This is a genomic window from Kouleothrix sp. 19917 (assembly GCF_057073505.1).
The window spans coordinates 1,833,312-1,847,592 of sequence record NZ_CP097099.1 but is presented as its reverse complement, the minus strand read 5'-3'; the positions used below and the strand labels follow the sequence as shown (position 1 = coordinate 1,847,592).

Sequence of the window (14,281 nt, the reverse complement as noted above, 5' to 3'; positions counted from 1 at the left end):
CCTTACGCGCCCCGAACCAAACCAAGACGTACTAAGCTTTCAGCGGTATCAAGCAGCGAGTCTTCCGCCGGGCGTGGTGCCCAGCCCAGCACACGCCGCGCCTTGGCCGAAGTTCCTCGCCGGACATGCCCAAGCTCTGAGGCAATCGGCGCAATGCTTGGCACGAAGCGCGCAAGAAACAGCAGCAGCCAGTTTGGCAACACAAGGCTTGGCACGCGCGCGGCCGCTTTGCCCATGCGCCGCTTGAGCATGGCCGCCGTTTCTGGCAGGCTCACCGTATCAGCGACCGCCAGAAAGCGCTCGCCTTTGGCGGCCGGGTCGGTCATTGCGCGCAGGTGCAGGTCGGCCAAATCGCGCACATCGACCACGCCAAAGGCCATGCGTGGAATGCCCGGCATTGCGCCATTCAACATCATCTCGGCAATATGCACCGACTCGGAAAGATCGGGGCCGAGTGCCGGCCCAAAGATCCCAACCGGGTTGACCACGGCAAGCTCCATCGAGCCGCCTTCGCGCCGCACGAAATCCCATGCGGCCTGCTCGGCCAGCGTTTTCGATTTCGCATAGGCGGTAACATCGCCGCGCAGGTCGGTCCAGCTTTCTTCCGTATACGGCTGCTCGGTGGGCGCGTGGCCGTAACCAATCGCAACAAACGACGACGTCAGCACCACACGCTTAACACCCGCATCGCGCGCCGCCCGCAGCACGCGCAAAGTGCCTTCGCGTGCCGGGATGATCAGATCGTCTTCGTTTTTCGGCTGGACCATTGGGAAGGGCGAGGCAACATGCAATACATAGGTGCAGCCAGCCACCGCTTCCGGCCAGTGTGCGTCGGCGGTCAGGTCGGCGGCGACAAAGGTGAGCCGCGCGCCAGCATCCACGCCCGCACGCGCCAGCATGGTCCGCACATCGGCTTCGCGCGCCAGCGAACGCACGGTGGTTCGCACGCGATAGCCCGCGTTCAACAGCGCGGCAATGCAGTGCGCGCCAACAAATCCCGAGCCACCCGTAACCAGAACCAAATCCTCGCTCATATCTATCTCCTGATGAATTACGTCTGTGCTGCAGCTACTATAGCGCATCTGGCTGGGCGCGTCATTCGCACAGCGCGCCACCTTATTGGCATAGCGCGCCAATCGTTCACAATCCTGCACCCTGATTACTATCTTTGGGGTCCGTCATAAGAAGCTTAGGGTCGATCATAACAAGCTTAGGGTCCGTCATAAGAAGCTTATGGTCCGTCATAAGAAGCTTATGGTCGATCATAACAAGCTTAGGGTCCGTCATAAGAAGCTTATGGTCCGTCATAAGAAGCTTAGGGTCGATCATAACAAGCTTAGGGTCGATCATAACAAGCTTAGGGTCGATCATAACAAGCTTAGGGTCGATCATAACAAGCTTAGGGTCGATCATAACAAGCTTATGCGCGTGGTCATGGACAGGCGCCCACGCACGCAGCAGCGCACCCGCGCAATCATGCGCGCCCATTGCGCAGCCCGGCAAGGTATTCCGCCAGCATGCGATGGATAAAGGTGTAGCCGCCGCCAATGCGATGCAGCAGCGTTCGCTCGACGCCATACTCGAGCAGGCGCGGGTAGTTCCACGGGCCAAGCCCGCGCCGCCACAGCAGGGCGCGCAGGAGCCAGTGCTTGAAGAAGGTTTCGCCACCAAAGAACAGCAGCATCAGGATGGCAAGCGCCAAGCCAACAAGCAGCCCGAGCGCAATGCTCACGCCCGTGCCAATCAAGCGACTGAGGATCAGCGCCGTGGCGCAGGCGCTAAAAAACCCGAGCGCCGCGCTCATGGTCAGCGCCACGCGGGTCGAGCGCGCAATGCCCTGGTTCGGGCGCATGCGAACGCTATCCTCATCTTCGCGAGGGCGTGCATCGCGCGCGATCAGCAGCAGCGCCAGCGTCGCGCCAAGCGCGAACGCCAGGGCAATGCCCAGCAGCGCGCCATAGGCGTAGCCAAACACCCCGCCGGTTACCATACCGGCCACTGCGCCAAGCAGGATGGCGAAGCGCGCCGAACGCGGCTCGATCACGAGCCCTTCGATCAGCGCAATACGTTCGGTTGCACCCTTCCCGGCAGCGCGCCAGCCAATTGCTGCAAACAGCATGGAAAAAACAAGCACCCCCACGAGCGCGCAGAGCAAAAAGCCCAGCGCACCAAGCCAGGCCCACAGGGCAGGCACGATGATGCCGAACGCGAAAGGCAGCGCGAAGCCGGCAATAATGCCAATCGCCGCGCCAAGCACGATCCCGCGCACCGTGCCAGTGATACGGTCGAAGATTCGCTGGTCGGCGGGCGGCAACCATTCGGGCTGCATGCGTTCGATATAGACAATCGGCTGGGTGTGCACCAGCGATTGCTGCCCCAGCCACGCCAGCCACTCAACAGTTTGCTGCTGCGAGTAGGGCCCTGCCGCGCTGTGTCGCTGAAACATTGCCTGCACGTACTGTGCAAATAGCTGGCTGCGGCGCTGTCCGGTGCTGCTGGCCCCGGCAAATGGCGTGGCAGTGCTATCGACGTAAGTGCGTGCTGCTACTGCGAGCATCAGTGGCGTATCGAGCACTTCCCAGAGCGTTTGGTCGGCGTGAAAAGCCGCCGCCAGACCGGCCAGTCGCGCATCGGCATCGAGCTGCGCCATAATCTGAGCAGGAGTGAGCGGCGCAAGCCGAACCGCCATCTCCAGCGCGAGCTTCTGATCAAGGCGATCATACTCTTCTGCGCGGCAGCCGATGGCAATTGGCACAGCAGGATGCTCATTCCGGTAGCTGTTGATCGCCTTCACACAGGCGTCGCGCTGCCCTTCGGCCACTTCGTCGAGGCCATCCAGCAGCAGGATCAATGCGTCGCTGGCGAACCAGCGCTCGGCCAGTGCCTGCGGGATGTCATACACAGTATGCAACTCGCTCGCCAGCCAGTCCGCGAACATCTGCGACGCGCCATTCCAGCGTGCCAAAGGAAACACAAGCGGCACGCGTGCATTGGAATCTTTGCGCGCTTCGGCCAGCAGGCTGCGCGCCAGTTCGAGCAAGAGTGTGGTTTTGCCCGCGCCAGCCGCACCAAGTATCAGAAGATGTTTTCCAGCCTGTTCAAACAGGTTCGGTATGGGCAGATTAGGTGGAACATCGCCACGGCGGGCGGTTTCCTGCACGAGGCTGTATAGGGGATGGGTAATTTTGTCGGGCGCATACGTCATCCCAAGCGCGAGAGGTGGAATATCGGCCAGCGAAGAATCGAGCATGCCAGCGACCCAGAAGCGATCTACTTTATCGAGGATGTTCTGGCGGTCACGCCCGGTGATAGTTTCGCCGCTGCGTGTGGGATCATCGTCGTCGTGTGTAAGCACACCAGCCGCTTCGAGCCGCTGGTCGATGGTTTGTATCTGCTGCTCAATGTCTTCGATTTCGAGGATGACATGTACCGGGGTGTGAAATCCTATTTGCGTACGTTGCAGATCAAGCACATGAAGTTTGCGGCGCAGCACTTCGCGCTTTTCTGTAAGTCTGGCAATCTTTTTGTTTGAAAGCATAGTGTGTTTCTACCTGCGCCCTCTGGTGTCTTTGGTGTCAGCGCTGGTATTGTACACGCCGCCGCAATAAGCCCTTCGTACCTTTGTGTCTTCGTGGCAAACGTCCCAGGCGAGCGTATGTGAAAGGTTTTGAGTTTAACCCGCCAGCGAGGTAGCGATACGCACGGCTTCCAGCACATCCGGCACAGTGTAATCGATCAAGCCGACGAAATCGGCGCGCGGCTCGCCCACAAGAATCGTCGTCATGCCGAGGGCGCGGGCGGGCGGCAGATTTTTGGGCGTATCTTCGACCAGAATGCTGGCGCGCGCGTCGGCCCCAAGCGCGTCGATCACGCGCTGGTAGACCAGCGGGTCGGGCTTGGGTTTGAACTCGGCAAAGCGAACGTCGAAAATATGCGAGAAATGCTGCTCGATGCCGAGCGCAGCCAGCACACGCCGCGCATATTCTGTGGGCGAGTTGGTAAATACCGCTTTGGTAGCGGGCAGATCGCCCAGCAGCCGGTCGAGCTCGGCGTCGGCGGCCAGCAGTGTTTCCAGCGCAAAATCGTGCACGTAATGCAGGTAGTCTTCGGCGTCGACCTGGTGGTGCTGGAGCAGGCCGCCCAGCGTGGTGCCATAGTCGCCGTAGTAGCGCTTCTGAATCACGCGCGCCTCAGCTTCATTTAGGCCCAGCAGCTTCTGCACATATGCGCTGATGCGCCCATCCACGCCGGTCATTACGCCCGAGGTGGCCGGGTAGAGCGTATTATCAAGATCGAACAGAACAGTTGAAATTGCCATTGCCTCGCCTCACACCGCGCCAGGCCCGGCGCGCTTCTCACGAATGCTGCGGGGTATTGTAGCACGCGTGCCACAAAAAAACGGGGCAGGCATGGCCCAGCCACGCCTGCCCCGTCGCCGTTTGCCAAACGGCTATTTCAGGAAATCGTTGGTAAAGGCCTTGCTCAGGTCAACATCGCTCTTCAGCAGGTTGCTGTCGCGCAGGAACGTATGCGTCGCCTCCCAGCTCTTCATGTCGGTGAAGCCCAGCCCCGACGCGGCGGTCGCGTCGCTCTGCCAGTAGGGCAGTGTCGCGGCCAGCACCTTGCGCTGCAAATCCTGGGTTGCCTGATCGGCAGTTTTCAGCTCGGGAATGTAGGCCAGCGCCGTATCGAAGGCCGCCTGCGGGTCGTTGATCACATCCTGCATGGCCTTGAGCGTGGCGCGCACAAAGCCGCGCACCACCTCGGGCTGCTCGGCAATCATCTTTTCCGACGTCAGGATGCCATCCGAGGCCAGCGGGAAGGCGTCGGCAACGCTGATGACATTCAGCTTCACGCCCTGCTGCTCAAGCTGGATCGGCTCGTTGTTGCCATAGCCGCTGGCCACCTGCACCTTGCCCTCGGTCAGTGCAGGCACCTGCGCAAAGCCAATATCCTGCACATTCAGGTCGCTCTCCTGCATCTTGTTGGCATACAGCAGCGCCAGCAGGCCAATGTAGCTCGCGCCGAAATGGCCGGGAATGCCAACGCTCTTGCCTTTCAGGTCGGCGGCGGTTTTGATATTCGCGTCGGCCTTGCTGTAGAAGACGGTCGGGAATTTCTGGTTGATCGTGGCGACGGTTTGCACCGGCAGGCCATTCGCGCGCGCCAGCAGCACCGAGTCGCCACTGGCCATGCCGAACTGCACGGTGCCCTGCGCAATGCGCTGCACTACGTCCGTCTCGAAGTTGTAGTCAAACGTGATCTTCAGACCTTCGGCGGCATAGTAGCCCTTCTGGTCGGCCAGGTAGTATTGCGAGAACTGCACATTGGGAATATACGGCATCGCCAGGACAATCTCGCGCAAAGGCTGGGCACTGGCAGCAGTAGGCGCTTCGGCTGGTGCGGCGGTTGCGCGCCCGGCAGAGGCATCGGTGGGCTGGGCATCTGCGGTTGGGGCAGCGGCAGCGGTTGGTTCGGCAGCGGGCGCGGCTGTCGGCGCAAGATCAGGCGCAGCAGTTGGCTGCGCTGCGGGCGTGGCCCCGCCACATGCGGCCAGCAAGCCAGCCAGCAGCGCAACAAGCATCAATCGGCGGAACATGAATCCTCCTCAACACAATCCACAATCGAAAGCTAACAAAAAGCAGATTGCACGGCGCGCACGAGTGCGTCAGCGCATCGGCAATCTGCTTGGGGAAACCCATGGCTCGGTGCTTACGTCTCCCAGCGCACCAGCACGCGCTCGAGCAGCACAGCAGCCAGGTAGAACGAGAGCGTCAGCGCGGCCAGGGTGATCAGCGCCACAAACATCAGCGGCGTATCGAACAAGCCGCGCGAGATGTTGATCAGCGCGCCCAGGCCATCGCGCGCGCCCACGAACTCGCCCACCACCGCGCCCGTGGTCGCCAGCGCCAGGCCCGACTTCACGCCACCAAAAATGCCCGGCAGCGCCAGCGGCAGCTCGACATGCCAGAGCGCCTGCCATGCGTTCGCGCCGCTAATTTTCGCCATCTCCAGCAGCTCGCGCGGTACGCTGCGCAGCGCGACAATCGTGCTGCTCAGGATCGGGAAAAAGGTGACCAGCGCAGCAACCAGGATTTTCGAGCGAATGTCGGAGCCGACCCACAGGATGATCAGCGGGGCGATTGCCACCACCGGCACAGCCTGTGTGGCCGCAAGCTGTGGCGCCAGAATGCGCTCCAGGCGCGGCATGTGCGCCAGCGCGTAGCCCAGCGCCAAACTTATGCCAAGCGCAATCGCGAAGCCGCCCAGCGACTCGGTGAGGGTGAGCAGGGCGTGGTGGCGCAGGGTGCCGCTGCTCAGTTCCAGCACCAGCCGGCTAAACACTGCTTCGGGCGCTGGCAGAATAAAGGCCGGGTAGTCGCGCAGCGCCACAATCGCCTTCCACACGCCCAGCACCAGCACCAGCGAAACGGCAAGACCAACCCCGGCGGGCGCGCGGCGCTCGCGGCGAACCGTGGGCGCGGCTGGCGCAGCCGGCGAATACGACAACGACTGTTGGCGAACCATGGGTTTCCTCCAAAACAAAAAACCCCGAAGTCGCCTGACTTCGGGGATGCGCAGGGCCGGGCAGCACACAACAGCGCCGGAGCGCGCACCTTCGCGCAACAGCAGCGTTCATGCCGTCAGCAGACCATGCATGCGCAGCGCGCACACATAGCCCAGCCTGCGGACCTTCTCCCATCCGGACTGTACCGTCGGCGCTGGGATCACACCAGCTCCTGCCTTGCGGCTCGCGGGCTTGTCTGGGAATGTTGAGTGTTGATGTTTACGTTTTGAATCAGAATGTCTCTCATTCAAAACTCAGCATTCAAAGCTCAAAACTGCCAGCATCACCGCCGGTCGGGAATTGCACCCTGCCCCGAAGATCCTATTAAGTTGGCATTCAGCATAGCACCGCGCCAGATCCTTGTCAAGCTGACCAATCGGTCAGGCAGAAGCACGTCAATATTGAAATGGGGAAGGAATTTGTCCGCAGATTTCGCAGATGACACAGATTATGGCTTACGCAGTTAGCGCTCGGTGATGCCAAAAAGCGCAGCAGCATACGACCTAACTGATATGAGGTCTATACTCTGCGCCATCTGTGTAATCTGTGGATAGATATATCCTTGGACCTTAGGCCAGCGCGGCAACTGGCTCGGCGTACTGCGCGGCAATGCGTCGCGCGGTTGCGGACACGAGCGCCCGCAGCGAAGCCGGCTCGATCACTTCGGCGCGCGTGCCAAAGCTCAGCGTTTGCTCACAGGCGTGCTGCTCGCCTTCAAATAGCATCTCGACGCGCATGCGGCCATCGGCGTCGGGCGGGCCAGCGTGAAGCACGCGCGTGTAGCGGGCCACTGCGCGCAGATAATCAAATGCGTCTGCGTCGATCAGCAGCGCGGCATGGAACTGCGGCAGATTCGTGCGAAACTGCTGCTTCGAGGCTTCCCAGTGCGCCGCCAGATCGAAATCGGGCGGGCGGGCACAGGGCTGCTCGCTGATGGTGGCGTGCTGCACGCGCGCGATCCGGTAGGTGCGAATCGTGTCGTCCACGCCCGCGATCAGGTACCAGATGCTGCCCTTCGCCACCAAGCCAAGCGGGTCGACCAGCCGCTCGACGGTGCTGTCGTCGGCGCGGGCGTAGCGCATGAATACCTTGCGGTCGCGCCAGACCGCCTCCTGAATGAGCGGCAGCAGTGGCACCGCTTCGCTCGACTGGCCCCAGCCGCCGCCGTCGATATGAATGCGCCGGCGGGCATGCTCGGCGTCGCGGCGCTCGTGATTCGGCAGGGCGGCTTGCAGCTTCAGCAGCGCGGCGTCGGCGGCCTGGCGTAAACCCAAATCGTTCAGCAGACAATTGGGCTGGCCCAGGAAGAGCGCCTGGATCTCGGCGTCGTTCAGGCCGTTGAGGTTGGTACGATATTCTTCAAGCAGCGACCAGCCGCCGCCACTGCCGCGCTCGGCCACAATCGGCACACCCGACGCGCCAAGCGCCTCCATGTCGCGGTGGATCGTCCGCTCCGACACCTCCATGCGGCGCGCAAGCTCGCGCGTGGTGACGCGCTGGTGGACCTGAAGCAGCATCAGAATCGATAGCAATCGGTCGGCGCGCATACGCCCTCGTTTCAATGCAGTCGGCAGGCGGCGGTCGGCAGGCGTATGCAATACGCCCCGGCTGTCACTTACAGGCATATGCGATACGCCCCGGCTGTCACTTGCAGACATATGCGATACGCCCCGGCTGTCACTTCCAACCTGCAAACCTGCAAACCTGCAACCTGTAAACATTCAAATCTGCAACATTCAAACCACCGCAAGTATAGCAGCGAAATATGACAGGAGGTGTCATATTTTGCGGGTATAGTGGGGTTGTGGCAGAAATCAGGGAAGGAGCGCGCAATGAAGTATGGCTTTGTGTTCCCCGGCAATGATGGCAAGACCGCCGTGGAATTCGGCATTGAGGCCGAGAAATGCGGCTGGGATGGCTATTTTGTGTGGGATTCGGTGTGGGGCGTGGACCCGTGGGTGACGCTGGCGGCAGTGGCGGTGCAGACAAAGACAATCAAGCTCGGCACGATGCTGACGCCAATCTCGCGGCGGCGGCCCTGGACGCTGGCCGGCGAAACCGCCACGCTCGACCAGCTTTCGAACGGGCGCGTGATCTTGGCGGCGGGGCTGGGCGCGCCCGACACCGGCTTTGCGAACTTTGGCGAAGAAACCGACCGCAAAAAACGCGCTGAGCTGATGGACGAGGGGCTGGCGATTATCGAGGGCTTGTGGCGCGGCCAGCCGTTTAATTTCGACGGAAAGCACTACCACGTGAAGGAAACAACCTTCCACGCGCCGCCGCCGCCGATTCAGCAGCCGCGCATCCCCGTGTGGATGGTGGGCGCATGGCGGCGCGAAAAGTCGATGCAGCGTGTTTTGCACTGGGATGGCCTGCTGCCAAATGTGATGAACGAGGATGGCTCGCATGGCCGCGCCAATGCCGAGCAGATCGCCGCGATGAAGGCGTATATCGACCAGCGGCGCACGCGCGACACGCCCTTCGATATTGTGATGGAAGGCGAAACGCCCGGCGCCGACCCGGCTGCCGTTGCGGCGATTGTGCAGCCCTTTGCCGATGCCGGCGCAACATGGTGGCTTGAAGCGATCTGGACTGCGCCGAGCCTGGAACCGGTGCGCGAGCGGCTGCGCCAAGGACCGCCGCGCCTGTAAACCCCGATTAGCGGCAGGCTGATAAAACCACAAAGGCACAGAGGGCACTGAGTTTATTGCTCACTCAGTGCTCTCGGTGCGCTCTGTGGCTCAAACCATTTGCTCGCAGCTACGCAACCAGCTATTTCGCCGCGCCGCCCAATGGCAAAGTCGCGCGTGGCGACCAGCTTCCTTCGTGCTTCACAAACAGCCCGATCTCGCGAATGGTTTCGCGCAGCGGCAGATCAGCATTGTGGGTCTGGTAGAACAGCGAATCGACAACATCCAGGCGGCCAGTGGTCTGGCCCTGCGCGACCGTCAGGTGCATAGTGTAGGGCGTGAAGCGCGAGCGCAGCTGCGGGTAGCGCGCCTGCACCAGCGCGTGCAGGGCATCAAAGGGCGCGGCAGGCTCGGGCGCGAGGTACAGCACCCCGGCGCGCTCGAAGCGCCCAATGCGCGCAAATGTCGCGTCGAACGGGGCGACCGGCGCAAACAAGGCGCGCAGATCGTCGAGCACCTTCTGGGTAATCTCCTCGCCAGGCAGGAAGGGCACGTAGATCGTGACGTGCGCGGGCATTTCGGTGGCGGGCGTGAGGACATAGCGCGCCCGAAACGAGCGCAGCACGGCGTCGGCGTGCGGGGCCATGGCCACCAGCACACTGTATTCGTTGAACATTCCCGGCCTTTCTCGCAAGCGTTTGGGCGATTATAGCGCAGAATCGTCAAGGGGCGCGGCGCGGCGCAGCTCGCTCAGCAGCGCGGGGTCGATGGCGCGGGCGGGGCGCAACTCGGCGGCGCGCTCGGCAAAGGGGAAATCAAAGCCGTGGCGGGCGGCCAGCTCGGCGGCGCGCTGCGCCAAGCCCACGTCGCGCCGCGCCTCGGGCAGGCCAAACACCACCAGCGAGTGCTTCAATTCCACGATGTACATGGCCGCAAACTGGTCGCGCAGGGTGCGGATTTTCGCCGCCGCGAGCGCATCGGAGCGCAGAATGTTTGCGCCAAACACGCCGCCGCGCGCCAGCCGCTCGGCGCACAGCGCATAGAACTGCGCGGTGGCAAGATGATCGAGCTCGTCGCTGTCGTCGGCAAAGGCGTCCATCAGAATGAAATCGTAGCGCTGCGCGCTGCCCGCCAGAAAGGCGCGCGCGTCGGCAAGGTGCAGAGTCTGGCGCTCGTCGAAGGCAATGCCAAAGAACTCGGGCGCGAGTGTGGCGAAAGCCGGGTCGATCTCGACATTGTCGATCAGCAGCTCGGGGAAGTGGTGGTGCAGCGCCAGCGACATGCGCCCGCCGGCAAAGCCCAGAATGCACGCCCGCGCCGGTGCGGGCCGCCACAGCAGCGCGAGCAATAGGGCTTGCGTGTAGGGCGCGAGCAGGCGCAGCGGGCGCTCAAGGTCGATGCGCGACATGGGGCCATCCAGCGCGCCGCTGGATGCCACGAAGTAGGCGGCGATCTGGCTGCCCTGCTTGATGATGCGGATGTGCAGCAGGCCGGCGCGCGCATCGTAGAGCGTGCCGTCGGGCAGGGCGCGCAGCGGAGCGAGCCGCGCAGCGATGGCGGCGAGATTGGCGCGTTGCCAGGATGAGGGAGTAGCTTGCACAGTTTGTGTCTCGGGCAAGTCGAGGATACTGCTACGTACTACGCATTACGCTCTATAGTGCATAGTGCGTAGAGTGCCTGAGCGGACAGTGAGCCTGCTGGTGTGTATGGAAACCACTCGTTCAGCGTTGGAGACACTAGCGCTGCACATCAGACAGCCACTGCGCAAACTCCGGCGCGTCCACTTTTTCCTGCGCCTTGCGCCACTTCACCAGTGTCCACCCCCAGAAGTCGAAATCGATGGTGCTGATGCTGTTTTGGATGCTGCCCCACAGCACCCAGCCAATGTTCGACATGCAGTAGAACAGCCACATGCGCGCCACCAGCGCGGGCGTTGCCTGGCCGAAATAGGCCGCGCAGAGCTGCCCGACCTGCTCGGGCGCGAAGTCGTTTTCGTTGCAGATGTTGCCCAGCTCGAAGCAGGGGTCGTTGGTGCCGCTATACTCGTAATCGACCAGCCGCAGGCGCGTGCCGTCGTCGATGAAGTTTTCGGCCAGCAGGTCGTTGTTGCACGGCACCAGCGGCAGCGGGCGCACGGCCAGCGCCGCCTCGATGCGGCGCGCAACCGGCACATAGTCCAGGTAGCCCTCGGGGATGCGGAAGCCGTGGCGCTGCACAATGTCGAGGTAGAAATCCATGGTGCGGAACATGTCGAAGCGGTTGGCAAAGGCCGGCCCGGCATGCAGCGCGCGCGCCGCCGCCGCAATGCGCGGGATCTGCGCTGGCTCGCGCAAACGCGCGCTCGTCATGGTCTGCCCGTCGATGAACTCCAGCACCATCACCGAAAACTCGGGCAGGTAGTGAATGATGCGCGCGCCAACGCCAGCCTGCGCGGCGGCCAGGGTGTTGTGGTACTCGTACTCACGGTTGACCGACAGCAGCTCGGTGCTCGCGCCGGGGATGCGCACGACATAGGGCACGCCGTCGACTGTGACGCGGTAGTTGGTGTTGGTGAGCCCGCCGGTGAGTGGCGCCGCCTCGACCGCGCGACCCTGCCACGCCGGGATGCGCGCAATCACGTCCTCGATGGTGGGCATAGACCCCCCTTCTGAAAAGAGAACCGCAGAACCGCAGAGCCAAGCAGCTAGCAGTCGGCAGTTGGCAGTAAACACGGATCAGCAACTTTCAACCCGCAACCGCATGAGGGTCTAGGGTCTGGAGTTTTGGGATTGGGCCAATCATTCCATACCTTGCAACCTGCAACCCGTCAACCCGGGCAAAGACAAGATTTGCCACTACGGTAACCTTCTAACCCGCGCCCTGGCAACAACCTCGCGAATCGCGTCAACAACGAGCTGCGGCTGCTCCAGGTGGATATAATGGCCGCACTCCTCGGACACGCGCAGCGCGCCAGCCGGCGAAAGCGCCGCAAGCTCGCCCTGCATAAGGTGCCAGCCGCGATTGACGGCATCCATCACGTCGGGCGGCAGGCCTTCTTCGGGCGTCAGCACCGGCTTGCTGCGGCTCAGCACCACCAGCGGAATGTCACCCAGCGCGGTGATCTGCGCGGCCTGCGCCTGCGCGAAGCTCCGGTCAAGCGCCTGCATTTCGCCCATCACAGCGGTGAGAAAGTTCGTGCCCTGCGCGGCGGTGGCCTGGTAGGCGTCGCGGGCGGCCTGCGGCAAGAGCGTGTCGGCTGGGACCAGCGCGGGCGCGGCGGCAAACAATCCCATCGCGGCGAGCGGGCGGTAGAGCGACATCTGGCGGCGGGCTTTTGCCAGCGAGCGCTGCATATACTCGGCAAAGGCCTGCGGCGCGCGCGTCATCTGCGCCTCGTGCGACGAATCGAGCAGCACCATGCCCGCCACTTCGTTGGGGTAGGTGTGCGCGAACAGGCGCATGTAGATGCCGCCAATCGAGTGGCCGACCAGCACATACGGCCCGTGAACGCCAGCCTTATGCAGCAGCGCGTGCAGCTCGCAGACGATATTCTCGGCAGTGCGCGGCTGCGGGCTCGGGTCGCTCCAGCCCAGGCCAGCCCGGTCATACGTGCACACACGCGTCGTCTGCGCGATTTGTGGCTGAACCAGCGCCCAGATCGACGAAGGATCGCCCATGCCGGCTTCCATCACTACGGTTGGCAAGCCTTCGCCTTCACAGACCAGATGCAGCCGATAGCCGCCCACATCCACCAGCGCGCCGGGCGGCGGGAATTTCGCGCGCAACCGCGGCTTGGCCCGCGCGCCAACAACCAGCGCGACGAGGAGCACAAGCAACAATAGCGCGCCAAGCCCGATCAGAACGGCCGACATGAACACTCCTATGGCAGGTTGCAGTCGGCAGGATGCAGAAAGCAGTTACTTTCCCTGCAGCGCCATGTATTTCTTACCAGCGCAGAGTAGCCGTTATTCTGCAAACCGCTAGAGCAGCGCAGCAACTTAAAACTCGACGCGGGCCATGCGCTGGCGCAGCAGGTGATCGGCCAGCACCAGCGCGAGCATGGCCTCGGCAATCGGCACCAGGCGCGGCAGCACCGTGGGATCGTGCCGCCCGTGGATCTCGATGTCGCTCGGGTTGCCCTCGCGGTCAACCGTCTGCTGGCGCTGGGCGATTGATGCGGGCGGCTTGGCCGCCAGGCGCACCGTAATCTCTTCGCCAGTGCTGATGCCGCCGAGAATGCCGCCGTGGTGGTTGCTGGTGGTGCCAATGCTGCCATCGTCGCGGCGGATGAAGGGGTCGTTGTTCTCGGAGCCGCGCAGGTTCGCCACGCCAAAGCCCTCGCCCATTTCCACGCCCTTGATCGCCGGGATGCTGAACATGGCCTTGCCAATGTCGGCCTGCAGCTTATCGAACACGGGCTCGCCCAGGCCAGGCGGCACGCCACGCGCGCGCACTTCGACAATGCCGCCAAGCGAATCGAGTGAGCGGCGCGCGGCATCGACGCGCTCGACCATTTGCGCAGCGACGGCGGCATCGGGGCAGCGCATGATGTTGCGCTCGATCTCGGCTTCGTCGAACTCCTGCGCCACCAGATCGCCAAGCTGCGCCGTCCACGCGACGATTGACACGCCATAGCGCGCCAGCAGAAGCTTGGCCACCGCGCCGCCGGCCACGCGCCCGATCGTTTCGCGCGCGCTGGAGCGACCGCCGCCGCGCCAGTCGCGGAAGCCATACTTCACATCCCAGGTGTAATCGGCGTGGCCGGGCCGGTACAGGTCTTTGATGTTGTTGTAGTGCGACGATTTGGCGTCGGTGTTGCGCACCATCATGGCGATGGGCGTGCCGGTGCTGCGCCCTTCGAACACGCCCGACATGATCTCGACCTGGTCGGCTTCCTGCCGCGCCGACGAGACTTTGCTCTGCCCAACGCGCCGCCGGTCCAGCTCGCGCTGAATCGCCTCGACCGACAGTTCCAGCCCAGCCGGGCAGCCATCGACCACGCAGCCGACGGTGGGGCCGTGCGATTCGCCCCAGGTGGTCAGGCGAAACGCTTGCCCAAAACTACTCCCTGGCATGCTATCTCCACAGTTTTATGTACGTCAAT

General features: G+C 62.9%; 13 protein-coding genes and 1 riboswitch. Of the genes, 1 reads left to right on the top strand and 12 read right to left on the bottom strand.

From position 1 onward, the window contains the following. Positions 1-2: 2 nt before the first annotated feature. The 7 genes from M1P90_RS07555 to M1P90_RS07525 all read right to left on the bottom strand — a co-directional run bounded on the left by M1P90_RS07555 (position 3) and on the right by M1P90_RS07525 (position 8,115). On the bottom strand, positions 3-1,034 hold the full coding sequence (locus M1P90_RS07555) for an SDR family oxidoreductase (protein WP_483701999.1): 1,032 nt from the start codon (positions 1,032-1,034) through the stop codon (positions 3-5). Positions 1,035-1,140: 106 nt separating this feature from the next. Then, positions 1,141-1,413 carry a hypothetical protein gene (locus M1P90_RS07550; protein WP_483701998.1) on the bottom strand — a complete coding sequence of 91 codons (273 nt, stop codon included), beginning with the start codon at positions 1,411-1,413 and terminating at the stop codon, positions 1,141-1,143. A gap of 61 nt (positions 1,414-1,474) precedes the next feature. Then, positions 1,475-3,538, bottom strand: a complete 2,064-nt coding sequence (locus tag M1P90_RS07545; RefSeq protein WP_483701997.1) for an NACHT domain-containing protein — start codon at positions 3,536-3,538, stop codon at positions 1,475-1,477. A gap of 135 nt (positions 3,539-3,673) precedes the next feature. Beyond that, positions 3,674-4,318 (bottom strand): pyrimidine 5'-nucleotidase, encoded by a 645-nt coding sequence (locus M1P90_RS07540; protein WP_483701996.1) that lies wholly within the window; start codon positions 4,316-4,318, stop codon positions 3,674-3,676. 132 nt (positions 4,319-4,450) lie between these two features. Continuing rightward, positions 4,451-5,599 (bottom strand): ABC transporter substrate-binding protein, encoded by a 1,149-nt coding sequence (locus M1P90_RS07535; protein ID WP_483701995.1) that lies wholly within the window; start codon positions 5,597-5,599, stop codon positions 4,451-4,453. Positions 5,600-5,712: 113 nt separating this feature from the next. Then, positions 5,713-6,528 carry an ABC transporter permease gene (locus tag M1P90_RS07530; RefSeq protein WP_483701994.1) on the bottom strand — a complete coding sequence of 272 codons (816 nt, stop codon included), beginning with the start codon at positions 6,526-6,528 and terminating at the stop codon, positions 5,713-5,715. Positions 6,529-6,687: 159 nt separating this feature from the next. Further along, positions 6,688-6,892, bottom strand: a riboswitch (FMN riboswitch). Positions 6,893-7,137: 245 nt separating this feature from the next. Beyond that, positions 7,138-8,115: a helix-turn-helix transcriptional regulator gene (locus M1P90_RS07525; RefSeq protein ID WP_483701993.1), complete on the bottom strand. Its 978-nt coding sequence runs from the start codon at positions 8,113-8,115 to the stop codon at positions 7,138-7,140. 285 nt (positions 8,116-8,400) lie between these two features. Here M1P90_RS07525 and M1P90_RS07520 point away from each other — a divergent pair, with 285 nt between their 5' ends. Beyond that, positions 8,401-9,219 carry an LLM class flavin-dependent oxidoreductase gene (locus M1P90_RS07520; protein ID WP_483701992.1) on the top strand — a complete coding sequence of 273 codons (819 nt, stop codon included), beginning with the start codon at positions 8,401-8,403 and terminating at the stop codon, positions 9,217-9,219. A gap of 121 nt (positions 9,220-9,340) precedes the next feature. Here M1P90_RS07520 and M1P90_RS07515 read toward each other — a convergent pair whose 3' ends face one another. The 5 genes from M1P90_RS07515 to aroC form a co-directional block, all read right to left on the bottom strand. Continuing rightward, positions 9,341-9,874 carry a 2'-5' RNA ligase family protein gene (locus M1P90_RS07515; protein ID WP_483701991.1) on the bottom strand — a complete coding sequence of 178 codons (534 nt, stop codon included), beginning with the start codon at positions 9,872-9,874 and terminating at the stop codon, positions 9,341-9,343. A gap of 30 nt (positions 9,875-9,904) precedes the next feature. Continuing rightward, positions 9,905-10,798: a spermidine synthase gene (locus M1P90_RS07510; protein ID WP_483701990.1), complete on the bottom strand. Its 894-nt coding sequence runs from the start codon at positions 10,796-10,798 to the stop codon at positions 9,905-9,907. A 136-nt stretch (positions 10,799-10,934) separates the two neighbouring features. Then, entirely contained in the window at positions 10,935-11,834 is a 900-nt protein-coding gene (locus M1P90_RS07505; protein ID WP_483701989.1) for a choline/ethanolamine kinase family protein, read from the bottom strand. A 198-nt stretch (positions 11,835-12,032) separates the two neighbouring features. Next, positions 12,033-13,049, bottom strand: coding sequence for an alpha/beta fold hydrolase (locus M1P90_RS07500; RefSeq protein ID WP_483701988.1), 1,017 nt, complete (start codon positions 13,047-13,049; stop codon positions 12,033-12,035). Positions 13,050-13,175: 126 nt separating this feature from the next. Next, a complete protein-coding gene (gene aroC, locus M1P90_RS07495; RefSeq protein ID WP_483701987.1) occupies positions 13,176-14,252 on the bottom strand; it encodes a chorismate synthase in 1,077 nt (358 codons plus the stop codon). Positions 14,253-14,281 lie beyond the last annotated feature (29 nt).

What these genes read in the sequence shown, in the direction of transcription:
- aroC (WP_483701987.1), bottom strand. Translation starts at nt 14,252, where the DNA reads ATGCCAGGGAGTAGTTTTGGGCAAGCGTTTCGCCTGACCACCTGGGGC.
- M1P90_RS07550 (WP_483701998.1), bottom strand. Translation starts at nt 1,413, where the DNA reads ATGATCGACCCTAAGCTTGTTATGATCGACCCTAAGCTTGTTATGATC.
- M1P90_RS07520 (WP_483701992.1), top strand. Translation starts at nt 8,401, where the DNA reads ATGAAGTATGGCTTTGTGTTCCCCGGCAATGATGGCAAGACCGCCGTG.
- M1P90_RS07535 (WP_483701995.1), bottom strand. Translation starts at nt 5,599, where the DNA reads ATGTTCCGCCGATTGATGCTTGTTGCGCTGCTGGCTGGCTTGCTGGCC.
- M1P90_RS07555 (WP_483701999.1), bottom strand. Translation starts at nt 1,034, where the DNA reads ATGAGCGAGGATTTGGTTCTGGTTACGGGTGGCTCGGGATTTGTTGGC.
- M1P90_RS07530 (WP_483701994.1), bottom strand. Translation starts at nt 6,528, where the DNA reads ATGGTTCGCCAACAGTCGTTGTCGTATTCGCCGGCTGCGCCAGCCGCG.
- M1P90_RS07515 (WP_483701991.1), bottom strand. Translation starts at nt 9,874, where the DNA reads ATGTTCAACGAATACAGTGTGCTGGTGGCCATGGCCCCGCACGCCGAC.
- M1P90_RS07540 (WP_483701996.1), bottom strand. Translation starts at nt 4,318, where the DNA reads ATGGCAATTTCAACTGTTCTGTTCGATCTTGATAATACGCTCTACCCG.
- M1P90_RS07545 (WP_483701997.1), bottom strand. Translation starts at nt 3,538, where the DNA reads ATGCTTTCAAACAAAAAGATTGCCAGACTTACAGAAAAGCGCGAAGTG.
- M1P90_RS07525 (WP_483701993.1), bottom strand. Translation starts at nt 8,115, where the DNA reads ATGCGCGCCGACCGATTGCTATCGATTCTGATGCTGCTTCAGGTCCAC.
- M1P90_RS07500 (WP_483701988.1), bottom strand. Translation starts at nt 13,049, where the DNA reads ATGTCGGCCGTTCTGATCGGGCTTGGCGCGCTATTGTTGCTTGTGCTC.
- M1P90_RS07505 (WP_483701989.1), bottom strand. Translation starts at nt 11,834, where the DNA reads ATGCCCACCATCGAGGACGTGATTGCGCGCATCCCGGCGTGGCAGGGT.